The organism is Sphingomonas desiccabilis, from assembly GCF_004135605.1.
Classification (GTDB): Bacteria; Pseudomonadota; Alphaproteobacteria; order Sphingomonadales; family Sphingomonadaceae; genus Sphingomonas; species Sphingomonas desiccabilis.
Genome location: NZ_SDPT01000001.1, coordinates 811,215 through 826,955, shown reverse-complemented (window position 1 = coordinate 826,955; position 15,741 = coordinate 811,215). Strand labels below are relative to the sequence as shown.

Annotated in this window: 29 protein-coding genes; 8 read left to right on the top strand and 21 right to left on the bottom strand. The window is 66.2% G+C overall.

Annotation, left to right across the window (positions count from 1 at the left end; translation table 11 throughout):
- Positions 1–154 precede the first annotated feature (154 nt).
- From EO081_RS03980 to EO081_RS16940, 6 genes are all read left to right on the top strand, one after another.
- A complete protein-coding gene (locus EO081_RS03980) occupies positions 155–388 on the top strand; it encodes a hypothetical protein (protein ID WP_129340606.1) in 234 nt (77 codons plus the stop codon).
- Positions 388–537, top strand: a complete 150-nt coding sequence (locus tag EO081_RS16770; protein ID WP_165284492.1) for a hypothetical protein — start codon at positions 388–390, stop codon at positions 535–537. Before EO081_RS03980 ends, EO081_RS16770 begins: the two co-directional genes overlap by 1 nt.
- Positions 538–600: 63 nt before the next feature.
- Positions 601–837, top strand: coding sequence for a hypothetical protein (locus EO081_RS03975; protein ID WP_129340605.1), 237 nt, complete (start codon positions 601–603; stop codon positions 835–837).
- Between the two features lie 80 nt (positions 838–917).
- Entirely contained in the window at positions 918–1,805 is an 888-nt protein-coding gene (locus EO081_RS03970; RefSeq protein ID WP_129340604.1) for a SprT-like domain-containing protein, read from the top strand.
- Positions 1,802–1,966: a hypothetical protein gene (locus tag EO081_RS16765; protein WP_165284490.1), complete on the top strand. Its 165-nt coding sequence runs from the start codon at positions 1,802–1,804 to the stop codon at positions 1,964–1,966. The genes EO081_RS03970 and EO081_RS16765 overlap by 4 nt, the downstream gene beginning before the upstream one ends.
- Positions 1,967–2,455: 489 nt before the next feature.
- The gene (locus EO081_RS16940) at positions 2,456–2,605 is read left to right on the top strand and encodes a hypothetical protein (protein ID WP_206364346.1); all 150 of its coding nucleotides are present in this window, start codon (positions 2,456–2,458) and stop codon (positions 2,603–2,605) included.
- Positions 2,606–2,939: 334 nt separating this feature from the next.
- Here the strand turns inward: EO081_RS16940 and EO081_RS03965 are convergent, their stop codons facing one another.
- The 11 genes from EO081_RS03965 to EO081_RS03915 form a co-directional block, all read right to left on the bottom strand.
- Positions 2,940–3,407 carry a hypothetical protein gene (locus EO081_RS03965; RefSeq protein ID WP_129340603.1) on the bottom strand — a complete coding sequence of 156 codons (468 nt, stop codon included), beginning with the start codon at positions 3,405–3,407 and terminating at the stop codon, positions 2,940–2,942.
- Complete coding sequence (locus tag EO081_RS03960) at positions 3,404–3,700, bottom strand: DNA ligase LigA-related protein (RefSeq protein WP_129340602.1); 297 nt, start codon at positions 3,698–3,700, stop codon at positions 3,404–3,406. Before EO081_RS03960 ends, EO081_RS03965 begins: the two co-directional genes overlap by 4 nt.
- Positions 3,700–4,377 (bottom strand): deoxynucleotide monophosphate kinase family protein, encoded by a 678-nt coding sequence (locus EO081_RS03955; RefSeq protein ID WP_206364345.1) that lies wholly within the window; start codon positions 4,375–4,377, stop codon positions 3,700–3,702. Before EO081_RS03955 ends, EO081_RS03960 begins: the two co-directional genes overlap by 1 nt.
- Positions 4,377–4,571, bottom strand: a complete 195-nt coding sequence (locus EO081_RS03950) for a hypothetical protein (protein ID WP_129340601.1) — start codon at positions 4,569–4,571, stop codon at positions 4,377–4,379. The genes EO081_RS03955 and EO081_RS03950 overlap by 1 nt, the downstream gene beginning before the upstream one ends.
- An 8-nt stretch (positions 4,572–4,579) precedes the next feature.
- Positions 4,580–4,792 carry a hypothetical protein gene (locus tag EO081_RS03945; RefSeq protein ID WP_129340600.1) on the bottom strand — a complete coding sequence of 71 codons (213 nt, stop codon included), beginning with the start codon at positions 4,790–4,792 and terminating at the stop codon, positions 4,580–4,582.
- Between the two features lie 238 nt (positions 4,793–5,030).
- The gene (locus EO081_RS03940; RefSeq protein WP_129340599.1) at positions 5,031–5,819 is read right to left on the bottom strand and encodes an exonuclease; all 789 of its coding nucleotides are present in this window, start codon (positions 5,817–5,819) and stop codon (positions 5,031–5,033) included.
- 104 nt (positions 5,820–5,923) lie between these two features.
- Complete coding sequence (locus EO081_RS03935) at positions 5,924–6,163, bottom strand: hypothetical protein (protein ID WP_129340598.1); 240 nt, start codon at positions 6,161–6,163, stop codon at positions 5,924–5,926.
- On the bottom strand, positions 6,163–6,360 hold the full coding sequence (locus tag EO081_RS03930; protein WP_129340597.1) for a hypothetical protein: 198 nt from the start codon (positions 6,358–6,360) through the stop codon (positions 6,163–6,165). The genes EO081_RS03935 and EO081_RS03930 overlap by 1 nt, the downstream gene beginning before the upstream one ends.
- Complete coding sequence (locus tag EO081_RS03925) at positions 6,350–6,712, bottom strand: hypothetical protein (protein ID WP_129340596.1); 363 nt, start codon at positions 6,710–6,712, stop codon at positions 6,350–6,352. The genes EO081_RS03930 and EO081_RS03925 overlap by 11 nt, the downstream gene beginning before the upstream one ends.
- A complete protein-coding gene (locus EO081_RS03920) occupies positions 6,709–7,080 on the bottom strand; it encodes a hypothetical protein (protein WP_129340595.1) in 372 nt (123 codons plus the stop codon). Before EO081_RS03920 ends, EO081_RS03925 begins: the two co-directional genes overlap by 4 nt.
- Positions 7,070–7,510, bottom strand: coding sequence for a hypothetical protein (locus EO081_RS03915; RefSeq protein WP_129340594.1), 441 nt, complete (start codon positions 7,508–7,510; stop codon positions 7,070–7,072). Before EO081_RS03915 ends, EO081_RS03920 begins: the two co-directional genes overlap by 11 nt.
- Before the next feature lie 39 nt (positions 7,511–7,549).
- Between EO081_RS03915 and EO081_RS03910 the strand changes: the two genes are divergently transcribed.
- Positions 7,550–7,852: a hypothetical protein gene (locus EO081_RS03910; RefSeq protein WP_129340593.1), complete on the top strand. Its 303-nt coding sequence runs from the start codon at positions 7,550–7,552 to the stop codon at positions 7,850–7,852.
- A gap of 7 nt (positions 7,853–7,859) precedes the next feature.
- Here EO081_RS03910 and EO081_RS03905 read toward each other — a convergent pair whose 3' ends face one another.
- From EO081_RS03905 to EO081_RS03890, 4 genes are all read right to left on the bottom strand, one after another.
- A complete protein-coding gene (locus EO081_RS03905; RefSeq protein ID WP_129340592.1) occupies positions 7,860–8,120 on the bottom strand; it encodes an amino acid ABC transporter substrate-binding protein in 261 nt (86 codons plus the stop codon).
- A complete protein-coding gene (locus EO081_RS03900) occupies positions 8,120–8,584 on the bottom strand; it encodes a hypothetical protein (protein WP_129340591.1) in 465 nt (154 codons plus the stop codon). The genes EO081_RS03905 and EO081_RS03900 overlap by 1 nt, the downstream gene beginning before the upstream one ends.
- A gap of 222 nt (positions 8,585–8,806) precedes the next feature.
- Positions 8,807–10,990 carry a DNA polymerase gene (locus EO081_RS03895; protein ID WP_129340590.1) on the bottom strand — a complete coding sequence of 728 codons (2,184 nt, stop codon included), beginning with the start codon at positions 10,988–10,990 and terminating at the stop codon, positions 8,807–8,809.
- A 42-nt stretch (positions 10,991–11,032) separates the two neighbouring features.
- Entirely contained in the window at positions 11,033–12,613 is a 1,581-nt protein-coding gene (locus tag EO081_RS03890) for a DnaB-like helicase C-terminal domain-containing protein (RefSeq protein ID WP_165284488.1), read from the bottom strand.
- Positions 12,614–12,835: 222 nt separating this feature from the next.
- Between EO081_RS03890 and EO081_RS03885 the strand changes: the two genes are divergently transcribed.
- The gene (locus tag EO081_RS03885; protein ID WP_129340588.1) at positions 12,836–13,111 is read left to right on the top strand and encodes a hypothetical protein; all 276 of its coding nucleotides are present in this window, start codon (positions 12,836–12,838) and stop codon (positions 13,109–13,111) included.
- 36 nt (positions 13,112–13,147) lie between these two features.
- Here the strand turns inward: EO081_RS03885 and EO081_RS03880 are convergent, their stop codons facing one another.
- The 6 genes from EO081_RS03880 to EO081_RS03855 form a co-directional block, all read right to left on the bottom strand.
- Entirely contained in the window at positions 13,148–13,348 is a 201-nt protein-coding gene (locus tag EO081_RS03880; protein ID WP_129340587.1) for a hypothetical protein, read from the bottom strand.
- Between the two features lie 228 nt (positions 13,349–13,576).
- Positions 13,577–13,762, bottom strand: coding sequence for a hypothetical protein (locus EO081_RS03875; RefSeq protein WP_129340586.1), 186 nt, complete (start codon positions 13,760–13,762; stop codon positions 13,577–13,579).
- Entirely contained in the window at positions 13,746–13,982 is a 237-nt protein-coding gene (locus EO081_RS03870) for a helix-turn-helix domain-containing protein (RefSeq protein ID WP_165284486.1), read from the bottom strand. Before EO081_RS03870 ends, EO081_RS03875 begins: the two co-directional genes overlap by 17 nt.
- 11 nt (positions 13,983–13,993) lie before the next feature.
- On the bottom strand, positions 13,994–14,500 hold the full coding sequence (locus EO081_RS03865; protein ID WP_129340584.1) for a glycoside hydrolase family protein: 507 nt from the start codon (positions 14,498–14,500) through the stop codon (positions 13,994–13,996).
- 17 nt (positions 14,501–14,517) lie between these two features.
- On the bottom strand, positions 14,518–14,925 hold the full coding sequence (locus EO081_RS03860; RefSeq protein WP_206364344.1) for a hypothetical protein: 408 nt from the start codon (positions 14,923–14,925) through the stop codon (positions 14,518–14,520).
- A 7-nt stretch (positions 14,926–14,932) separates the two neighbouring features.
- On the bottom strand, positions 14,933–15,559 hold the full coding sequence (locus tag EO081_RS03855) for a DUF2815 family protein (RefSeq protein ID WP_129340582.1): 627 nt from the start codon (positions 15,557–15,559) through the stop codon (positions 14,933–14,935).
- Between the last annotated feature and the right edge of the window lie 182 nt (positions 15,560–15,741).

Here is a 15,741-nt window from a genome sequence, read left to right as displayed (position 1 = left end):
CACAGAGTCGGACAGAGTCAAACTTGCGACGAGCCGCGCAGATAGTCTGCGTTTGGCGACATTATGGGATTGTGTACACGCTGGAGCGCATGTAGAGACTGTCTCACATCGCAGACGGGGCGCCGCCCACGGGCACAATCCAAGGAACCGCAACATGGCCCACAAGCACACTCTGGAGGTCACGAAGTACACCGATCGGTCTGGCGAGGTAGCCCTGGGCAGCCTCGGCGCCTTCCGCTTCCTCATCCAGGGGACCAGCGTCCCGGAAGTCTACGGCTGGATCGAGAAGGACCACACGATCACGCATCAGGGTGGGTTTTGGCGCACCCCCGACCCCCTGGAGGCAGCCGAGCGTGCCCTAGCAGCCTTCGGCCTGGAGGTACGCTGATGGACCGCAAAGGCATCGCCCAGGCGCTCGCCAAGGCTCAGGCCTACACCGAGTGCGGCAAGCCCGAGGAGGCCCGCAAGTGGACCGCCCGGCTCGTCGAGCTGCTGGAGGCCGGCGACATCCTCCTCCCCGAGCACCGGGGCCGCTGAGCCCCTCCCTTCATTTGCCCTAAAGGTCTGCAATCCCAGACCGTCTCTCAAGTGGAAACGACCATGAACCTTGCAGCTCTCTTCGACAGCCTCCCCGCCCCCTCGCCGGACCTCATCGTCACCAAGTGCGGCACGCTGGCCCTTATCAACCTCCTCACGCCGGCAGCCCGCGACTGGGTCGACGAGGCCGTCGAGGTGCCTAGCTGGGCATGGATGGGCCAAGGGTTCGCCTGCGAGCCCCGGCTGGTGGATACGCTGCTCGGGGGCGCCATGGACGCCGGCCTTCAGGTGTCCGCGTGAACACCGCTCTCGTCTTCGCAGGGGTCGCCCTGACCTCCGTCCTCGCCATCGTCAGCACCATCCGGGAGGCCCGCTGAGCCATGCCGCACTACTACCTCGGAAAGACCTCGCAGGGCGCCACCGTGAGCCGCACGAGCACCCGCGACGACTTCACGGTCGCCATAGCGAACATCGAGACCGGCGCCTGGGCGACCTTCAGCACGTCTGTTTCGCGGGCCTGGGAGAACCTCCAGCGCACGAGCACCGCGAACCTGGAGGTCGTCGAGGTCCGTCTGGTCGACCGCAAGGCCTTCATGGCCGCCACCGGCAAGGCCAAGGCTCCCGCGGCGCCCGTCGAGGCCAAGCCGGACCTTATGTCCATCATGGAGACCCGCGGGGCCCAGGCGACCCGTGAGGGCTGGCTCAAGGCCTTCGTTGAGGCCGCCCGCCCGGTCTTCGCTGCGGCGGAGGCCGAGCTGCCCAAGCTGGTCCGCGTCTCGGTCGGCTTCCCGTCCAAGGGCGCCCGCTCCAAGGTCATCGGCGAGTGCTGGAACGCCTCGGCGAGCGACGACGGCGTCAGCGAAGTGTTCATCGTGCCGGGCCTCCAGGCCGATCCGGCCCGCGTGGCCGACGTCCTGACCCATGAGCTAATTCATGCCGCCCTCGGGACCGAGGAGGGCCACGGGCCAACCTTCCGCCGCGTGATGAAGCGCCTGGGCTTGGAGGGCAAAGCGACTGCCACGGTAGCCGGCGAGGGCTGGCGCTCCTGGGCCCTGCCGATCGTCGAGGCCCTCGGGCCCTTCCCTGGTGCCGGCTTGAACGCGGGGATGCTCCTGGCCGGCGGCAAGAAGACCCAGACGACCCGCTACCTCAAGGTCTGCTGCTCGATGTGCGACTGGACCGCGCGGGTGACTGCAAAGCACCTGGAGGGCCGGACCCTGCGGTGCCCCGACGATGCCTGCGAGGGCACGCTGGAGCAGGCCGCATGAGCCCCCTCGTGCCCCCGGAGCGCCTCAAGGACTGGCAGCTCGTCCTGCGGTGCATCCACCAGCGCGGAGCGGACCAGGAAGCCTGCCTCGCGGAGCTGAGGGAGCGCGGCCTGTGGCTCTCCGAAGAGCAGCGGGCCCAGGCGGGACTGGTGGGGAACTGAGTCGTGCGGGCCACAGGTCACAGCCGATCGTACGCTAGGGATTTCAAGCCCCTAGCGCCCCGAATCGGTCTGTGGCATGTGCGTCCGTGGGTGTGGAAACCCGGACTGAACATAGGCAGGCGGCCCGTTGGCGCGGGCGCTGCTGAGGAGGCTTGCCCTCCCCTGGCCCGACGCTTGGCGGCGCGTGGCGACTTCGGCTTTCGAGTAGCCGGGGGCGACGCGCCATGTCCAGAGCGCTTGCGCTTAAAAACCGTCGACCTGTCTGTTCAGCAGGTTTCCACCCCCCGGCTAACGGCCCGACCGGAGAAACGGGCCATTGTCGTGTGGATGTCGGCACTTTCTTTCTAGCGTTCTCAATGTCTTACGAAATTCCAGGTCGTAGGAGTTTTCCTACTTCCTTCGATTGAGGTACAAGAACGTATCAGGAACAGATGGTGACTCGGCGCGTGGGAGTAACGGGTGAACGTGGACAAGGATAGCGTGGAAGCAGTGGGTCTTAGCCTTCGTGTGGCCCTGGACGACGGACATGCAGAGAACATGGGGGACGGCATGTTCGTCCTGTTCCAGACGCTCGACGGGGCGCCCCAGTCGGTCACGCTGAGCAGGGACGATCTCGCGAGGATGCTGGACGCCTGCTAGGCGCCGCGCGGATCGACAGGCGACAGAGAGGGGTCGGAGGGGTTGCCTTCCGGCCCCTATCTCTTGCCTGCGGTCCTGGATGGCCCCAAACGGCCCTGGGAGACTCAGGAGAGCGCGATGCCTTGGTGGGGGTGGGTAACTGTAGGCCTTCTGGCGCTCGGCGCTGTGTGGGCCTGGAACGCCGAGAAGGGCTGGAAGCGCTTGGCAGACAAGAAGGAGACGAAGCAGCGTCCGAGCGATTGGGCTTGGCGCTTCCCCGGCGATGCTCCCGAAGACCCCGACAGGTGAAAAAATACCCCCCAGCTCCACGAAGGAACCAGGGGGTGTACACGGGTTAGAGGCGGCCGGTCTTCCAGACGGTGGCGATGTCGCTGCCCAGGCCCTGAAGGTCACGGCGGACCGAGCGGGCGCCGTCGAGGATCGTCCAGTAGACGATCGCGAACGGAAGGATGCCCAGAGCGACGACGAGCTTGGCCCGGCCGGTGAGGATCGGCAGCGCGGCCTTGAAGCGGGCCTTGAGGGCCGAGGGGCTCAGGTTGCGGGCAACCTTCGTGACGGCGTTCCGCGTCGCGGCCGAGACATCGTCGAACGCATCGTCGTGCGCGTCCCAGTAGCTGTAGCCGGTGCGGCCGAACTTGCACCGATCCTCGATCAGCAGCACGAGCGCCCAGGCCGAGACGGCGAACGCGAAGAGGCCGGAAGCCGCGCCCACCAGGAGGCCGAGGGCCAGCAGCGGACCGGCGGCGGCAACGAGGCAAGCGGCAGCGATCAGGACCAAGAGGCCCCGGTTGAAGTTCTTCATGGTGATGCTTTCGGTTTGAAGCCGTCTATGACGGCACGGGTTAGTTGAGCCAGCCGAGGAAGGTCCGGGTGCTTGTGGACCCACTGGCCGGTGTAGTCGGCGAAGTGTTTGCGGAAGAAGGCGTCGAGGCGCCGGTTGCCCGTCGAGACCTTCGGGTCGACGAGCTTGCACTCGCGATCAAAGACCTCGTCGGACACCAGGGAGACGTCGAGGACCTCGTAGGCATACGCCCAGACGGCCACACGAATGCGGCGGCGCCTCTCGACCTCCTGCGGGGTCCCCCAGGCCGCCATTAGTGCCGCGTGGGCACTGCCGGGGCCCGGAGGCTATCGAGCACGCCCAGGGTGCGGGCGCGGAGAACCTCCAGCGTGGAGTCGTTCAGGATCGTCGGCATCTCGCAGGCGTCGAGCAGGCCCTCGCTGGAGTGCCCGTTGACCGGAGCAACGCCAGGGCGGACGACGCGGATCGCATGGCCGCCGATCGCCTGTATGGCCTCCAGCTCCACCGGAAACCGCATGTCGTCGATCACGACCGAGATGCCCTTAGCGAGCATGGCTGCGGCCTTAACCTGGATCATGCGGGACCAGAGGTCCTCCCGGACGGTTAGGCGCCATTCGGTCCCGAGCGTCTGCATCAGGTGCCGCGTGGTGATTTCGCCCAGACCCTCGATCGGTGCCTGCTTCAGGTCACCCTCGACCATGCGTTCCATCAAGTAGGGGTCGACGATGCCCAGGCCGTGTTCCAGGAACGTGCGGGTCATGGCCTTCAGGGTGCCGGCGAACTTCAACGGCTCGAAGCCGCGGCCCATCAGGACCTTCGCGACCTCCGACTTGCCCGAGAGCATGGCGGGGGACGTGAGGGCGATCAGGATGCCGGGCTGCACGAGACCACGGGGGCCCTCGGGAGGGCCGGAGGGATTGCCGTGGCGGCTCAGTGAGCGCTGTTCATAGCGGAAGCCGTGGTCGATCATCAGGCCAGCACCCGCTTGAGCAGGTCCGCCAGCTTCCGGGACTGGGAGGGCCCGAGGATGACGTCGTGGGACTGGCCGTCCTCACCCATCTGGTTGAGCGCCAGGATGCCGTCGCCCATGTCCACCACGGTCAGGGAGTCGTAGCTGTCCTCGTCGAAGACCTCGACGGAATTGGTCGTGTTCAGTTCAGGCATGGGAAACCTCAATGGTAGAGCGTGCGGAGCTTGACTGCGTCGGCCTCAAAGGCCTCGGCGTCGGCGAGCAGGTCCAGGGATGTCAGTTGGTGGAGCGTGCGGTTACCGCCGTCAGCGAAAGGCCACGGCACATCGACCGGCTGTCCGGTGAGCATCACGTTGGCCGCCATGTTGCGGAGCACTTGGGCTTGAGCGTCCAGGTGGTCAGCGAGGACGGTCACCAGTCCCACCGCTGGTAGAAGCGCCCGTAGGGGCCGCAGGCGATTAGGGCCTCGTCCGCGCGTTCCACATGACAGGACCGGCCCACGATGTCCGAAGGCTGGCCCGAGACCGGATCACGGCGCTTCGACGTAGGCCGGCGGCACTCCTCCTGCCCGGACTGGGCCGAACGGTACCGGCAGTCCGCACAGAACCCGCGGACACGGGGCGGCTTCGCCTCGCGGCGGAGGAAAGAGAACATCATTCTTCGGGGCTCCAGAGGATCGGCCGGCGAGCGGCACCATCCCAGTCGGTGTGGCGGAGGATGCGGGCGAGCCGCGCGTTGAGGAGGGCGAGGTCATCGGGGGTCTCCACGCCGGCCTTGGTGAGCGCCTCGGGCTTCTTGGCGCAGCCCTTGCGGTAGGCCTCCAGGATGTTCTCCCAGGGGTCTCCAGGCTTCTCCAGGACCTTGGCGGCACTGACAGGCCCCAGGCCGGGGCAGCCGTGGTAGCCGTCCGTCGTGTCGCCCATGAGGGTCTGGAGGCGCCAGAAGTGGTCGGCGCTTTCCTCGGTGGTCTCGACGAGCTTGTCCTGCCGCCAGATTTCGGTCTCCGGCAGCGTCTGCATGTCCTTGTCCTCGGACACGATGACCCGGCGGACACCAGAGGGCCTGGTTGCCAGGATGCCGATGTAATCGTCACCCTCCAGGCACGGCTCGGAGACGACCCGGTACTTGCCGGCCTCGCGCAGGCTGTCGATGACTGCCCAGTAAGCCGGAGGCTTCAGGGAGGCGCGGCCCGACTTGTACTGCGGCCAGACGTCCTTGCGGAAGTTGGCGTCGCCGGAAAAGACCAGGATGGCCTCGTCGGCGTGGAGCTTCGTGACGTAGCTCTCCACGGACTGGGTGAACTTCTCCAGCGCCTCGTCGTGGCTGGCGGACTGGGTGTGTACCTTCTGGCCGGCGAGGTTCGTCCAGACGTGATCGCGGCGAACGACGCAACAGTCGCGGTACAGGACAAAGTCCGCGTCGATGAGGAGCTGGGTAGTCATAGGGTCCTAGCGGGGGCGTGAGGTGCAGCGCGGGGGCTGCGGGATCACGGCAGGCGTGGGGTTCACGCCGCCGAAGAGCACCGCGATTGCGGCGATGAGTTGGATCATGGGAGGTCGGCCTCGATCCGGCCGGTGATGGTGGTGAGGGGATAGACGAACCGCTTAGGCGGCCCGTCCGCGTGCTGCTGGAGGATGTGCAGGCACCCGTCCGCGACCTCGTAGTCGAGGCGCGAGACGGTCAGGCCGCAGGGTCCCTTGCCGAGCTTGAAGTCGGCGATGCCGCACGCCTCGCCCCCTGCCCCATTTGCCCACATCGTGGGGAAGCGGATGCGGGTGGCGCTCATCAGCGTTTCCGCTCGATAATCTCGGTGGAGACGCGGGCGATCTCGGCCCACCCCTTGTCCTTGGCACGCTGCTGGGCCGCGAAGGCTCGGGCGAAGACGTCGGGGTCGTTGCCCTCCAGGCGATCGAAGGTCTTCCGACCGCCCTGGTAGCGGACCTCGTAGGTGACCTTGGGGCCGCGCTGGTTGTTAAGCAGCATCGGCAGCCTCGAAGGCCCGGAGGAGCGCTAGGGCTGCCTCGTTGTCGCCCAGGACCAGCTCGTCTTCGTGCTTGCGGTAGGTCTCCGTCAGCTCGGCGGTTTCAGCCTCTAACGCGGCTTTGTCGATCTCCTCGCCGCGCTCGGCCGTGAAGATGACGCAATGGGACCAGCCGTAGCGGCGTTCGTCGTGGGTCGCGTCGATGCGGAACGCTCCCGCCTTCAAGGCGGCCAGCTTGGCCTCGGTGCTCAGGCGGATGGCGGGGGTGGTGTGCTTGACTGCGAGCGCCTGCTTGCGGCTCTCGAAGATACGCTGGGCTCGGGTGCGGGCGTACTTTACCTGTGTCTGGTTCATGGGGTCACCTCGGGACATGGATTGTTGTTGGCGGCCCGGAGACGATCGCGCTCGGCGATGCGGACACGGCGGTCGGCCATCGCGAGGCGGGCCAGCGTGTACACATCGTCACCCTTGCGGATCAGGTCGCCGGGATAGGCAGGCATGGGGACCTGCTCGACCGCGCAGGGGACCGGCAGGGCCACCTTGGCGACCACGGGGGCCGGCGGGGCGGCGTTGAGCTGCGGGCGTTCCGGGGTGACCCCGCAGGCCGCCAGGGGCACGGGTGCGAACAGGATCAGGCCCCGGAGGACCCAGCGGCGCAGGATGCCGCCGAGGCCCTCGTGGTGGCGGGTGCCTCCCCAGCCCTCAGGGATGTCAGCGAACACTGAGCATCTCCTGTTCGATCAGCGCCCTCGCCGCCTCGCAGCGGTCGTCGGGGACCTTCACGGGCACGCGGACCAGCTCGGTCGCACGGGCCTCGTGGGTCTTGGCGCCAGTGTCGGCCGCCAGGATGCCGGAGACGTAGGTCTGCCGGTCAGCGTCCGATCGGGCCTTGAGGCCGTCGAGGGACTCCGACTGCTGCCGGATGATCGCGTCGCGGGCCTTCAGGTCCTCGCCGCGCTGGTTGGCGGTCGTGGTGGCGAGGTCGGCGCGGCCCTTCTCGTCCTTGAGGGACTGGCCGAGCGTGGCGATGTCCCCCTGCGCCCCGTGGAGCCGGTGGGTCTGAAGGCCGGCGAACGCCGATGCGGCGAGCGCAGCCGCGCCGAGCCCGCCCGACAGGTAGCCGAGCAGCTTGGTGGTGATTGCGAAAGGCACGATTTGCCTCCTATGTTCGGGCAAACAAGGGGAACCGAGATGGAAGCCAGCAAGAGAGAGCGAATTGTTCTAATGGGCGTGGTGCCCATCTCTTGCGCGGTGCTGGGCGCCGTGGTCTCGGCCCTAGCTACTCGCTACATGAACTCTCCGGCGCCTTCGGAGGCTGTTATGGCCATCCTCAAGACGCCGGGGCTCTCGCCGGCAGAACGCGCAAAGCTCTTGGAGCTTGCGACGGCGGACACGACCAAGTTCTATTCTCTGCTGAACTATATCGCCGGGATGATGATTATCCCGATCGCTTCCATCGGATGGGCACTCGGAGACTGGATCAGAAAGCACTGAGATGATCTCAGTCCTCGTGGTCGGGTTCGGTCCGGCGGGTGATCCAGACGCCAACGCCTCCGGCAGTGAGAATGAGCCCCATCCCCGTCCCGAAGTCGGTTGAGGAGAAGTCCTTACCCAGGACGGCGGTGTGCCAGACGGACAGGATGATCTGGGCGACGGACCCGAGCATCCAGTAGACGCGGGACGGTGCGTAGGTGACACCGTCCTTCGTCGTCAGCAGGTCCTTGATGAACGCCCGGACCTTGCGGAACCGGGGGCAGCGCATCAGGCGGCCTGGAGGAGCCGCTGGCCGTTCAGGATCGAGCGGCTGCCGCGGACGGCGGCGAGGAAAGCGGCTTCTTCGGCCACGACCTGGGGACCGCTCGGGGCGTCCGTGATCGAGATGCCGACAGCCTTCAGGGCTGCCTCGACGCTCTTGACGTACGAGACGACCTCAAGGGTCTCGCTGGCCTGCACGCGGGCCTCGGACTCCAGGATGACGATGCGGGCCTTCAGCTCCTCGCGCTCGTCCATGTGGGCATCGACGACACGGTCGGCGATCTCCAAGGCCTCCAGGGCCGTATCGGCCATCACGGCCGTAGCGTGGCCCGCGTCGATCGCGCAGTCGCGCTGCACGCGCAGCAGATAGTTGGAGCTACGAGCGTCGCTCAGGTTCGCCGACAGGGACGCATTGGCTGCGCGGAGGTCACGAACGGTGGCGAAGATATTCAGGGCACGGAAGAACTTCATGGCAATAGCTCCATGGGGGTTTCCTGGATGTCCAGGAGGGCAAGGCCGCGGGCGGTTATTCGCCAGGCGCGGCCCCAAAGGTGCTGGTCGTGCCGAACGGTCAGGAGACCGAGGCAAGCAGCGATGGCGACTTGATCCGCGTGACTGCGGGCGAAGTCGGAACGGGTTAGAAAGGGCTGCTCCCAGGCCCTTCGGAGGACGGGGAGCAACTCGGGGTGATCGTCAGTGGCACTCGGCCCAGTTGGCGCCGGGTTTGACCTCGACGTCCGTGGGGCACTTCCAGGAAGCGAACGGAGCGCCCGCCTGACGGCCAGTTTCGATAAGGATTGCAGAGACCTTCTCCTCTAGGCCCTCGCGGACGGCGACCTGCAACTCGTCGTGAATCCATCCAAGGAACACGACGTCAGCGTCTCGGTCCCAGTCCTCTCCGAGGCCCTCGCTCAGCTTGAAGCCGGCTTCGACCAGGGCCTTCTCGGCCATGGTGATCCAGCTCTTGCAGATGACGGCACCGGCGGACTGAAGGAGGGTGTTGAGGGCGGCATGTTCGCTGCGGATCGGCAGCTTTCGGCCGTCGAGTCCCTTGAGCCAGCCCTTCTTCGCGGCGTCCTTGACGACCTTCAGCAAGCGCTTGAGCGCCGGGAAGGACTTCAGGAACCGTTCGGTGAGCTGCTCGCCCTTGTAGATGTGGCAGAGCTGCGTGCCGTTGGGCACGGGCTGCCGGCGGCGGCGGAAGCGGTCCTGGATGGCCCGGAGGGCCTTCAGGTGCTTGGGGTCGCTCCTCCAGAGCTTGCGTTCCTCGGCGGTGACACCGGGGATCGAGCCGAGCTTTTCAGGCCCGGCGCCATAGAGGAAGGCGTAGATGAACGTCTTGGCGACGTCCCGGTACTTCTTGTGCTCCGGGTGGTTCTTCTCGTCCCTCAAAAGGTCAGGGTCGAGACCAAACAGAGCCTTCGCGTTCTCCCAGTGAATGTCACCGAAGAGGACGGTCTTGATGTAAGCGCCACCGTCAAAGACGGCGAGGAAGCTGCCGAGGCAGCGAAGCTCTAGGCCGCTTTGGTCAGCGCCGAGTTGCTTCCAGCCGATCGGGACATGGAACAGAACTCGACAGTCCCATCCATATTCCGCACCCACACTCGGGACCTGGGCGATGTTGGGGCTGCTGTGAGTCGCGCGGCCCGTGAGAGCGCCGTTGCTGTTGTAACGACCATGGATTCGCCCTTTCTTCGTGACGAGTTTGAGCCAAGCATTGTTCCCCTCGCCGAGCTGCCCGACCCGTTTCTGGATCAGGAAGTATTCGGCCAGGAGCTTTGCTTCGGGGAACGGAAGAGACTGGAGGATGTCGTCGTCGACCTTTGGCGAACCGCCATCGGTGAACTCGGTCGGCTCCCAGCCGTACTTTGCGGTCAGCCGGTCCGCGATGTGATCGCGTGAAGCCGGATTGAACTCGCGGGTCTCCCAGCGCTCGACAGGGACCCCGGCGATGTAGCCTTTGGCCTTGTTGTTGCGCTTCGGAATGAAGTCTTCGAGCTGGACCTGCCACGGCGGGAAGGCCTCCCGGAGGGCGACCTCCAGCTCGTGCCGGCGCTGCGAGAGCCGGGCGTACAGCTCCTGGGCCTTGCGGACGTCCAGGGGCCAGCCGTTCCGCTCCATGCGGCACACAAGGGCCTGGCAGGCCATCTCCAGGGCCACCGCGAGGGGCTCGACGCCCTCCTCCATCAGGTGGCGGTAGAGCGTCACGTTCACGCGACTGTCCTGGATCATGTAGGCGTGCATCGCCTCGTTCCAGGACTCCCAGGGATCGAGCCCCTGGGCCTTCATCTCCTTCGAGTAGTCGCCCTTGCGTTCGGCCCCGAGGCGGTAGCCCCAGGCTTCCAGCGAGTGCGACCCGACGAACTGGCCGGGGAACTCCAGCGGGGCGCTCGCGGTGTACGGATAGGGTCCCGGATCGCGCCACTCGGGCGGCTCCTCGGTGAAGTCCACGTCCGCGATGTCGGCCTCGTGATCCAGCCGCGAACGCTCGCGCTTCTGGTCCCAGGCGTCGACCTTGGCCTTGTAGGCCTTCCAGGCTTTCGCCAGCGGGAAGTCGGTCTGCTTGATGTCGCTGTAGACCAGCCGAGCAAGCGGCAAGGTGTCGATGATCTCGCAGTCCGGCGAGTGCCGAACGCCGTAGAGCTTGGCCAGGACCGGGATGTCGTAGCCGATGATGTTGTGGCCGATCAGCAGGGTTGCCCGCTGATAAATCTCCAGGAACTTGCCGATCTCGTGAGGCCGGAAGTCCAGGATTTCGTCGGTGTCGATGTCGTAGAGAACCGCGCAGTGTACACGGGTCACGCCGGCCAGGAGGCCGTTCGTCTCCAAGTCGAAGACGTACCGCCCGCGGGAGCGAGCAGTCAGAAGGTCGATCATGTGGTCTTTCAGGCGTCTCGCTGGACGCCTCGGGGTGTTGGCTTAGATGCCGAGAGCGTTGTCGTCGTCGGCAGGATCGTAGGGTGCGAAGCCGGGCTTCTTGGGAGCCTCTTCGTAGCCCTCGGGGAACGGGGTCTCGACGAGCTGCCCGGTGTCGGCCTCGAAGCGGAGGCACATGGTGTTGCCGTTCGCGCGGCCGGTGTAGCGGTCCTTCACGCATCGGAAGGTCGAGTAGTTACGCATCGCCGGGTCGGGGTGCTGGGTGTTCCGCTCCAGGCCGAAGGCGTAGTGCGGCCAAGCGCCCATGGCTCGGGAGCCCTTGAAGTGCTTGAGGCTGACGTGGCCGCCTTCCTCGTGGCTCTTCCCGTCCGGTGTGGCGAGGTGGCAGAGCAGGATGATGTTGATGCCCAACTCTTGGCAGAGCAGCGCCATCTCCTTGATGATGCCCTCGACCGACGCACGCTCGTTGGTCTCGTCGATCAGGGCCGTCATGTTGTCGAGGTAGACGACACGGACACCCTCAGCGACGACGAGGTAGCGGATTTTCTCCTTCACCTCGTCCCACTGGGTGGACGCGAAGTTGCCGCCGAAGATGAGGTTCGGGCTGGCCTCCAGCTCGTCTAGCGCCCTGTCCAGCTCGTCTTGGGTGTAGCCCCCCTCCTCCATCGGAATATGGAAGGGCTTGCCCGCGAACTTCCCGGCGAGCCGCTTGAGGGTCTCGACGGGCGGCTGCTCCAGGTAGATGACCGCGGTCATAATCCCGAGCACCAGGGCGTCGTAAGCGATGGACTGGGTCGTCCAGTCGGTCTTGCCGATCGAGTTGCCAGCGCCCAGCACGTACAGCTCGCCCGGCCGGCGCCCGAAGGTCCAGCGGGTGAGCGTCTCGCTCCACCAGGGCATCCCCATGACGACGGGCTTGCGGGCCTCGTCGATCAGGTCCCGGACCCGGAAGATACCTTCGGGCCGATAGGCCGTGGCGTTCCAGTACGCGGACTGGATGGCCTTAGCGTCGCCGGCCAGGAGCGCCTCGCGGGCATCCTTGTGGCCCGGCACCTCCCCGATGAAGGCCTTGCCGGGCGGCAGGAGCGCTGCGGCACGCTGGGCCCACTCGCGGCCCGTCTTGTCGCCGTCGAAGACCAGGACGATCTTCTCGAAGCCCGAGAGCCACTCGTAGTGGTCCCGGATGCTCTCCTCGGCGCCCTTGGCCCCGTTAGGGAGCGAGACGCACGGGTACTTGCCCTGGGTGACCTGGAAGTAGGCAGAGCAGTCGCCCTCCCCTTCCCAGATAGTCAGCGAGCGCCGGTCGGTGCCCACGGGCCACTTCTGCATGAGCCAGAGCGGCGGCTTGGCCGAGCCCTTGGCGTGCGGGAACCGGAAGGTCTTGTCGTCCTCCGCCTCCTCCGGGAGCTTGTAGCGAATCTTCTGGCCCCAGAGGGTGCCATCGGCGAGCCGGTAGTCGAACGCTACGCAGGCCTTGCGGGGGTACTGAACGCCGAGATGCTCGACGCCCATCGGGACCAGGGAGATGCCGAGGGTCCGGCGGTTGGAGGTGGTGATCCCGTAGGCGCGGGTGAAATCGTCGCCGCCGAGGTCTCCCTCGTACGGCCGGTAGGGTTCGGTCATTTGGTTCCTGGTGGAGGGCTGCCGCTTCCGCGGGGCCCCGTCGTCGTCGTCGGGGAACTCGTTGTGCCCGCAGCCGTGGCAATGCCCTCGGCCGCTGGCGTAGCGAGCCAGGTTGTCGCGGGAGCCGCACTTTGGGCACGGCTCGTGGCCCACGAAGGCGCTCTCGTCGCGCTCTTGGGTCATCAGAAATTCTCGGGTAGGCCCTTCACGAAGGAGAGGGGCATGGCTGTAAAAGCGAGGATTATCGGCGCAGGCAGCGTTCACCTTGCCGACTGCTTGTTCGCCTACCCGTTGAACGAGGGAACCAGCTTCGTCCTAAGAAGCGAGGAGGGAACGCGCATTTACAGGGTGTCTACGGTTGTTCATTTCCCTACCGAAGTAGATGGCGGAAACGAACCGATGGTCGCATACGGCGTGGACGAAGTAAGCCAAGCTAAGTGGTGGAAGAACAAGCAGTGGTGGGGCGAACTACTCATGGACCTGCTGCCGAAAAAATGAGGGTCGACCGGGTTTAATCAGTCGACCCCTTTAGGATCAGGCGCGTTCCACCTTCAGCAGCTGATTGCCCTGGAAGCGGATGCGGTACTCGCCAGCGGCGAAGCTGTGCGAGGTGGTGCCGTCAGCGGCGGCGAAGGCCTCCGCGGCGGTGATGAGATTGGCCAGCGCCGCTTCGAGAGCCTCGGTCGGCGATGGGGCAGCCTTGGCGGCAGCCTTGGGCTTCGGGGTGTCGGACATAGGTCTCCTATCGGCCCGAGAGGACGCCGGTCACTCGATCGGCGACGAGGCCGAGGATGCCAGGCCGCCGGGTCGGCGTGGGTGTTGGCGTGGGTCGCGGGGTGGCCCGGACGGGCCCCGTGGTCGTGTGGGAGTTGCGGAGGCTCTCGCTGCGGTGAGCATAGAAGGCTTTGAGGGTCTCCACGGACACTCCGCGGCGGCGTGCCTCCTCCTCGAAAGGATCGGGCACTAGAAGCCCTCGTCCTCGTAGAGGGCTCGAAGCGCCTCCGCGTAGCCTTCCCAGTTGTCGACGCCGCCGGCCTCCAGAGCCGCGAGCTTCTCGGCGGCCTCCTGGAGCTTTAGGTACTCGTCCCGTGGGATCGAGACCATTGCCGGCAGCGGTAGCGAGAGCTGCGCCTCAGGCGTGGGCGCCATACGTGTACACGTTGTAGCGACGCTTGGTGACGGGGTGGGACTTCACCTCCCCAGTGATCTTGTAGCCGGCGTCGCGCAGCTCCGTGATCCGGCGCGTGAACGAGCCGCTGTTGATGTCGAGGTCGAGCAGGGCCTCGCGGGGCGAAGCGGAGCCCTTGGCCTGGAGGTAGTCGAGAACCTCCTTGGCGCGGGGGCTGAGGGGCTTGGACTTATTGGACACGTCGTTTCCTTTCAGAGCTTGCGGGGACCGAGGCGCATCAGCTCGGCGAGACGATCGGCACGCTTGCCGACCTGCCGGGCCCACTTGGAGACCAGCATGTTCCTCGCGGCGGACTGGTAGTTGCCGTCGCGGATGAGCTGCAGGGTGTTGCGGAAGGAGAGCAGCCCCTTGGAGCTGTTCCCGATCCCCATGTTGAAGCACATGTTCACCAGGACCCGCTGCCGCACCGGATCGAGCTGGCGCCACCAGGGCAGCCGCCGGTCCAGGTCAGCGATCGAGCGGTCGATGTCGTTGTCGAGGCAGACCTCCGCCTGCGCGGCAGTGAGGCCGTTCCGGCGCACGTAGGCCAGCGTGACCCCGAACAGGTCCAACTCGGCCGGCGAGAGACCGACGTCGTCGAGGTTTCGGCCGCAGCCGGCAGAGAGCTTGTTCTCGGTGCAGCGGTAGGTGCGCTTGAGCACCCACCCCTCGTCGCGCTTCAGCTCAGCGCGGAGCACCTCGCGGTTCAGCGAGTCCATGGGTGTCCTTTCAGGGGTCAGGTGGCCGCGGCGGTGATCGCTGCGTGCCGTTCCGGGTCGTCGGGTTCGTCGATCCAGGTCTGGGGGATCGCCTTGTCGGCGAACGGGATGCCGTGCTTGGCGCACCAGGTCCCGTAGGTGGTCTTGCTGCCCTTGCGGATCGGCGAGGCCGACCGGGAGAAGACGAAGCGGATGTCGAGACGCGGGTGTTGCTGGCGGACCAGCTCGTGCTTCTTGCGATCGTCGCTGTCGAAGAGGCCCTTTGTCTCGACGATAATGCCGTTCGGCAGGATGAAGTCGGGCGTGTACTTGTGGCGGCTCGCGGGCTTCTCGTAGCCCAGGCGGACCTGCTCGTAGCGATAGGAGACCCCGCGCTTGGCGAGGTCCTCCATCGTCTTGTCTTCGAGGCCAGAGCGGCCCCGCATCCGGCCCTTAAATGTCGAGGCCGCCGGCATCGTCCGTGGCGTCGTCCGAGGAGTCGTCGCTGTCGTCGCCGAGGTTCAGGTCGGCACCCGCGGAGCTTGCGCTGTCCTGGGTGAAGCCGCCGCCCTCATAGGCGCCGAAGGAAGCCTTCCGGCCGCCCTTCTCCTTGAGGTCGATGATCTGCACGCCGGTCAGCGTGAAGGAGATGCCCTCGTTACCGTTCATGTCGTACGGCGCCAGGAAGCCCTGCACGAGCGCCTTGGTGCCGCCGCCGACGCTCACGGTGCTCGGGTCGATCTCCTTGCCGGCAGCGTCGAACAGCGTCGGGGGGCGCTGGCTCTTGCTCTTCAGCACGAGCTTGCCGGTCGCCACCTTCTTGGGCTTGCGGGCGCCCTCGGGAGCGTTCGGGTCCTTCTGCATCTCGCGGACGAGCGGCAGCTTGGCCTCCTCGGGGTCGAGGTCGAACTTCTTGAGCGCGTCAGCGAGGATCGCCTTCGCCTTCTTCATCGCGGCGGAGTTGGGGTCCTCCACGCCGTTGGCCGTGTACACGTTGTACTTCTCGTCCGGCTCGTTCAGGCAAGGGAACGAGAGGATGAGCGGGCCGAAGGTCGCGTCGATAGTGGGTCGTTTTGCCATTGTGGCGTGATGATTCCGTAGGTGCAGGTGAGCTGCCGATCGGCGACAGTCTGCAATGGTAGAGAAAAAGGAACCGGGAGCCGTCGATGTGGACGACCCCCGGTCATGAGTATCAGGAGGGACACAGGGCACCGGCCGAAGCCAGTTGTGCAAATGGTCGCACTAATGGCGACAGTCGCCTA

What these genes read in the sequence shown, in the direction of transcription:
- EO081_RS03960 (WP_129340602.1), bottom strand. Translation starts at nt 3,700, where the DNA reads ATGGCGGCCTGGGGGACCCCGCAGGAGGTCGAGAGGCGCCGCCGCATT.
- EO081_RS03925 (WP_129340596.1), bottom strand. Translation starts at nt 6,712, where the DNA reads ATGAACCAGACACAGGTAAAGTACGCCCGCACCCGAGCCCAGCGTATC.
- EO081_RS03885 (WP_129340588.1), top strand. Translation starts at nt 12,836, where the DNA reads ATGGCTGTAAAAGCGAGGATTATCGGCGCAGGCAGCGTTCACCTTGCC.
- EO081_RS03940 (WP_129340599.1), bottom strand. Translation starts at nt 5,819, where the DNA reads ATGACTACCCAGCTCCTCATCGACGCGGACTTTGTCCTGTACCGCGAC.
- EO081_RS03965 (WP_129340603.1), bottom strand. Translation starts at nt 3,407, where the DNA reads ATGAAGAACTTCAACCGGGGCCTCTTGGTCCTGATCGCTGCCGCTTGC.
- EO081_RS03905 (WP_129340592.1), bottom strand. Translation starts at nt 8,120, where the DNA reads ATGCGCTGCCCCCGGTTCCGCAAGGTCCGGGCGTTCATCAAGGACCTG.
- EO081_RS03875 (WP_129340586.1), bottom strand. Translation starts at nt 13,762, where the DNA reads ATGGCGCCCACGCCTGAGGCGCAGCTCTCGCTACCGCTGCCGGCAATG.
- EO081_RS03900 (WP_129340591.1), bottom strand. Translation starts at nt 8,584, where the DNA reads ATGAAGTTCTTCCGTGCCCTGAATATCTTCGCCACCGTTCGTGACCTC.
- EO081_RS16770 (WP_165284492.1), top strand. Translation starts at nt 388, where the DNA reads ATGGACCGCAAAGGCATCGCCCAGGCGCTCGCCAAGGCTCAGGCCTAC.
- EO081_RS03895 (WP_129340590.1), bottom strand. Translation starts at nt 10,990, where the DNA reads ATGATCGACCTTCTGACTGCTCGCTCCCGCGGGCGGTACGTCTTCGAC.
- EO081_RS03860 (WP_206364344.1), bottom strand. Translation starts at nt 14,925, where the DNA reads ATGCGGGGCCGCTCTGGCCTCGAAGACAAGACGATGGAGGACCTCGCC.
- EO081_RS03950 (WP_129340601.1), bottom strand. Translation starts at nt 4,571, where the DNA reads ATGCCTGAACTGAACACGACCAATTCCGTCGAGGTCTTCGACGAGGAC.
- EO081_RS03935 (WP_129340598.1), bottom strand. Translation starts at nt 6,163, where the DNA reads ATGAGCGCCACCCGCATCCGCTTCCCCACGATGTGGGCAAATGGGGCA.
- EO081_RS03955 (WP_206364345.1), bottom strand. Translation starts at nt 4,377, where the DNA reads ATGATCGACCACGGCTTCCGCTATGAACAGCGCTCACTGAGCCGCCAC.
- EO081_RS03855 (WP_129340582.1), bottom strand. Translation starts at nt 15,559, where the DNA reads ATGGCAAAACGACCCACTATCGACGCGACCTTCGGCCCGCTCATCCTC.
- EO081_RS03865 (WP_129340584.1), bottom strand. Translation starts at nt 14,500, where the DNA reads ATGGACTCGCTGAACCGCGAGGTGCTCCGCGCTGAGCTGAAGCGCGAC.
- EO081_RS03980 (WP_129340606.1), top strand. Translation starts at nt 155, where the DNA reads ATGGCCCACAAGCACACTCTGGAGGTCACGAAGTACACCGATCGGTCT.
- EO081_RS03930 (WP_129340597.1), bottom strand. Translation starts at nt 6,360, where the DNA reads ATGCTGCTTAACAACCAGCGCGGCCCCAAGGTCACCTACGAGGTCCGC.
- EO081_RS03975 (WP_129340605.1), top strand. Translation starts at nt 601, where the DNA reads ATGAACCTTGCAGCTCTCTTCGACAGCCTCCCCGCCCCCTCGCCGGAC.
- EO081_RS03880 (WP_129340587.1), bottom strand. Translation starts at nt 13,348, where the DNA reads ATGTCCGACACCCCGAAGCCCAAGGCTGCCGCCAAGGCTGCCCCATCG.
- EO081_RS16765 (WP_165284490.1), top strand. Translation starts at nt 1,802, where the DNA reads ATGAGCCCCCTCGTGCCCCCGGAGCGCCTCAAGGACTGGCAGCTCGTC.
- EO081_RS03890 (WP_165284488.1), bottom strand. Translation starts at nt 12,613, where the DNA reads ATGACCGAACCCTACCGGCCGTACGAGGGAGACCTCGGCGGCGACGAT.
- EO081_RS03910 (WP_129340593.1), top strand. Translation starts at nt 7,550, where the DNA reads ATGGAAGCCAGCAAGAGAGAGCGAATTGTTCTAATGGGCGTGGTGCCC.
- EO081_RS03970 (WP_129340604.1), top strand. Translation starts at nt 918, where the DNA reads ATGCCGCACTACTACCTCGGAAAGACCTCGCAGGGCGCCACCGTGAGC.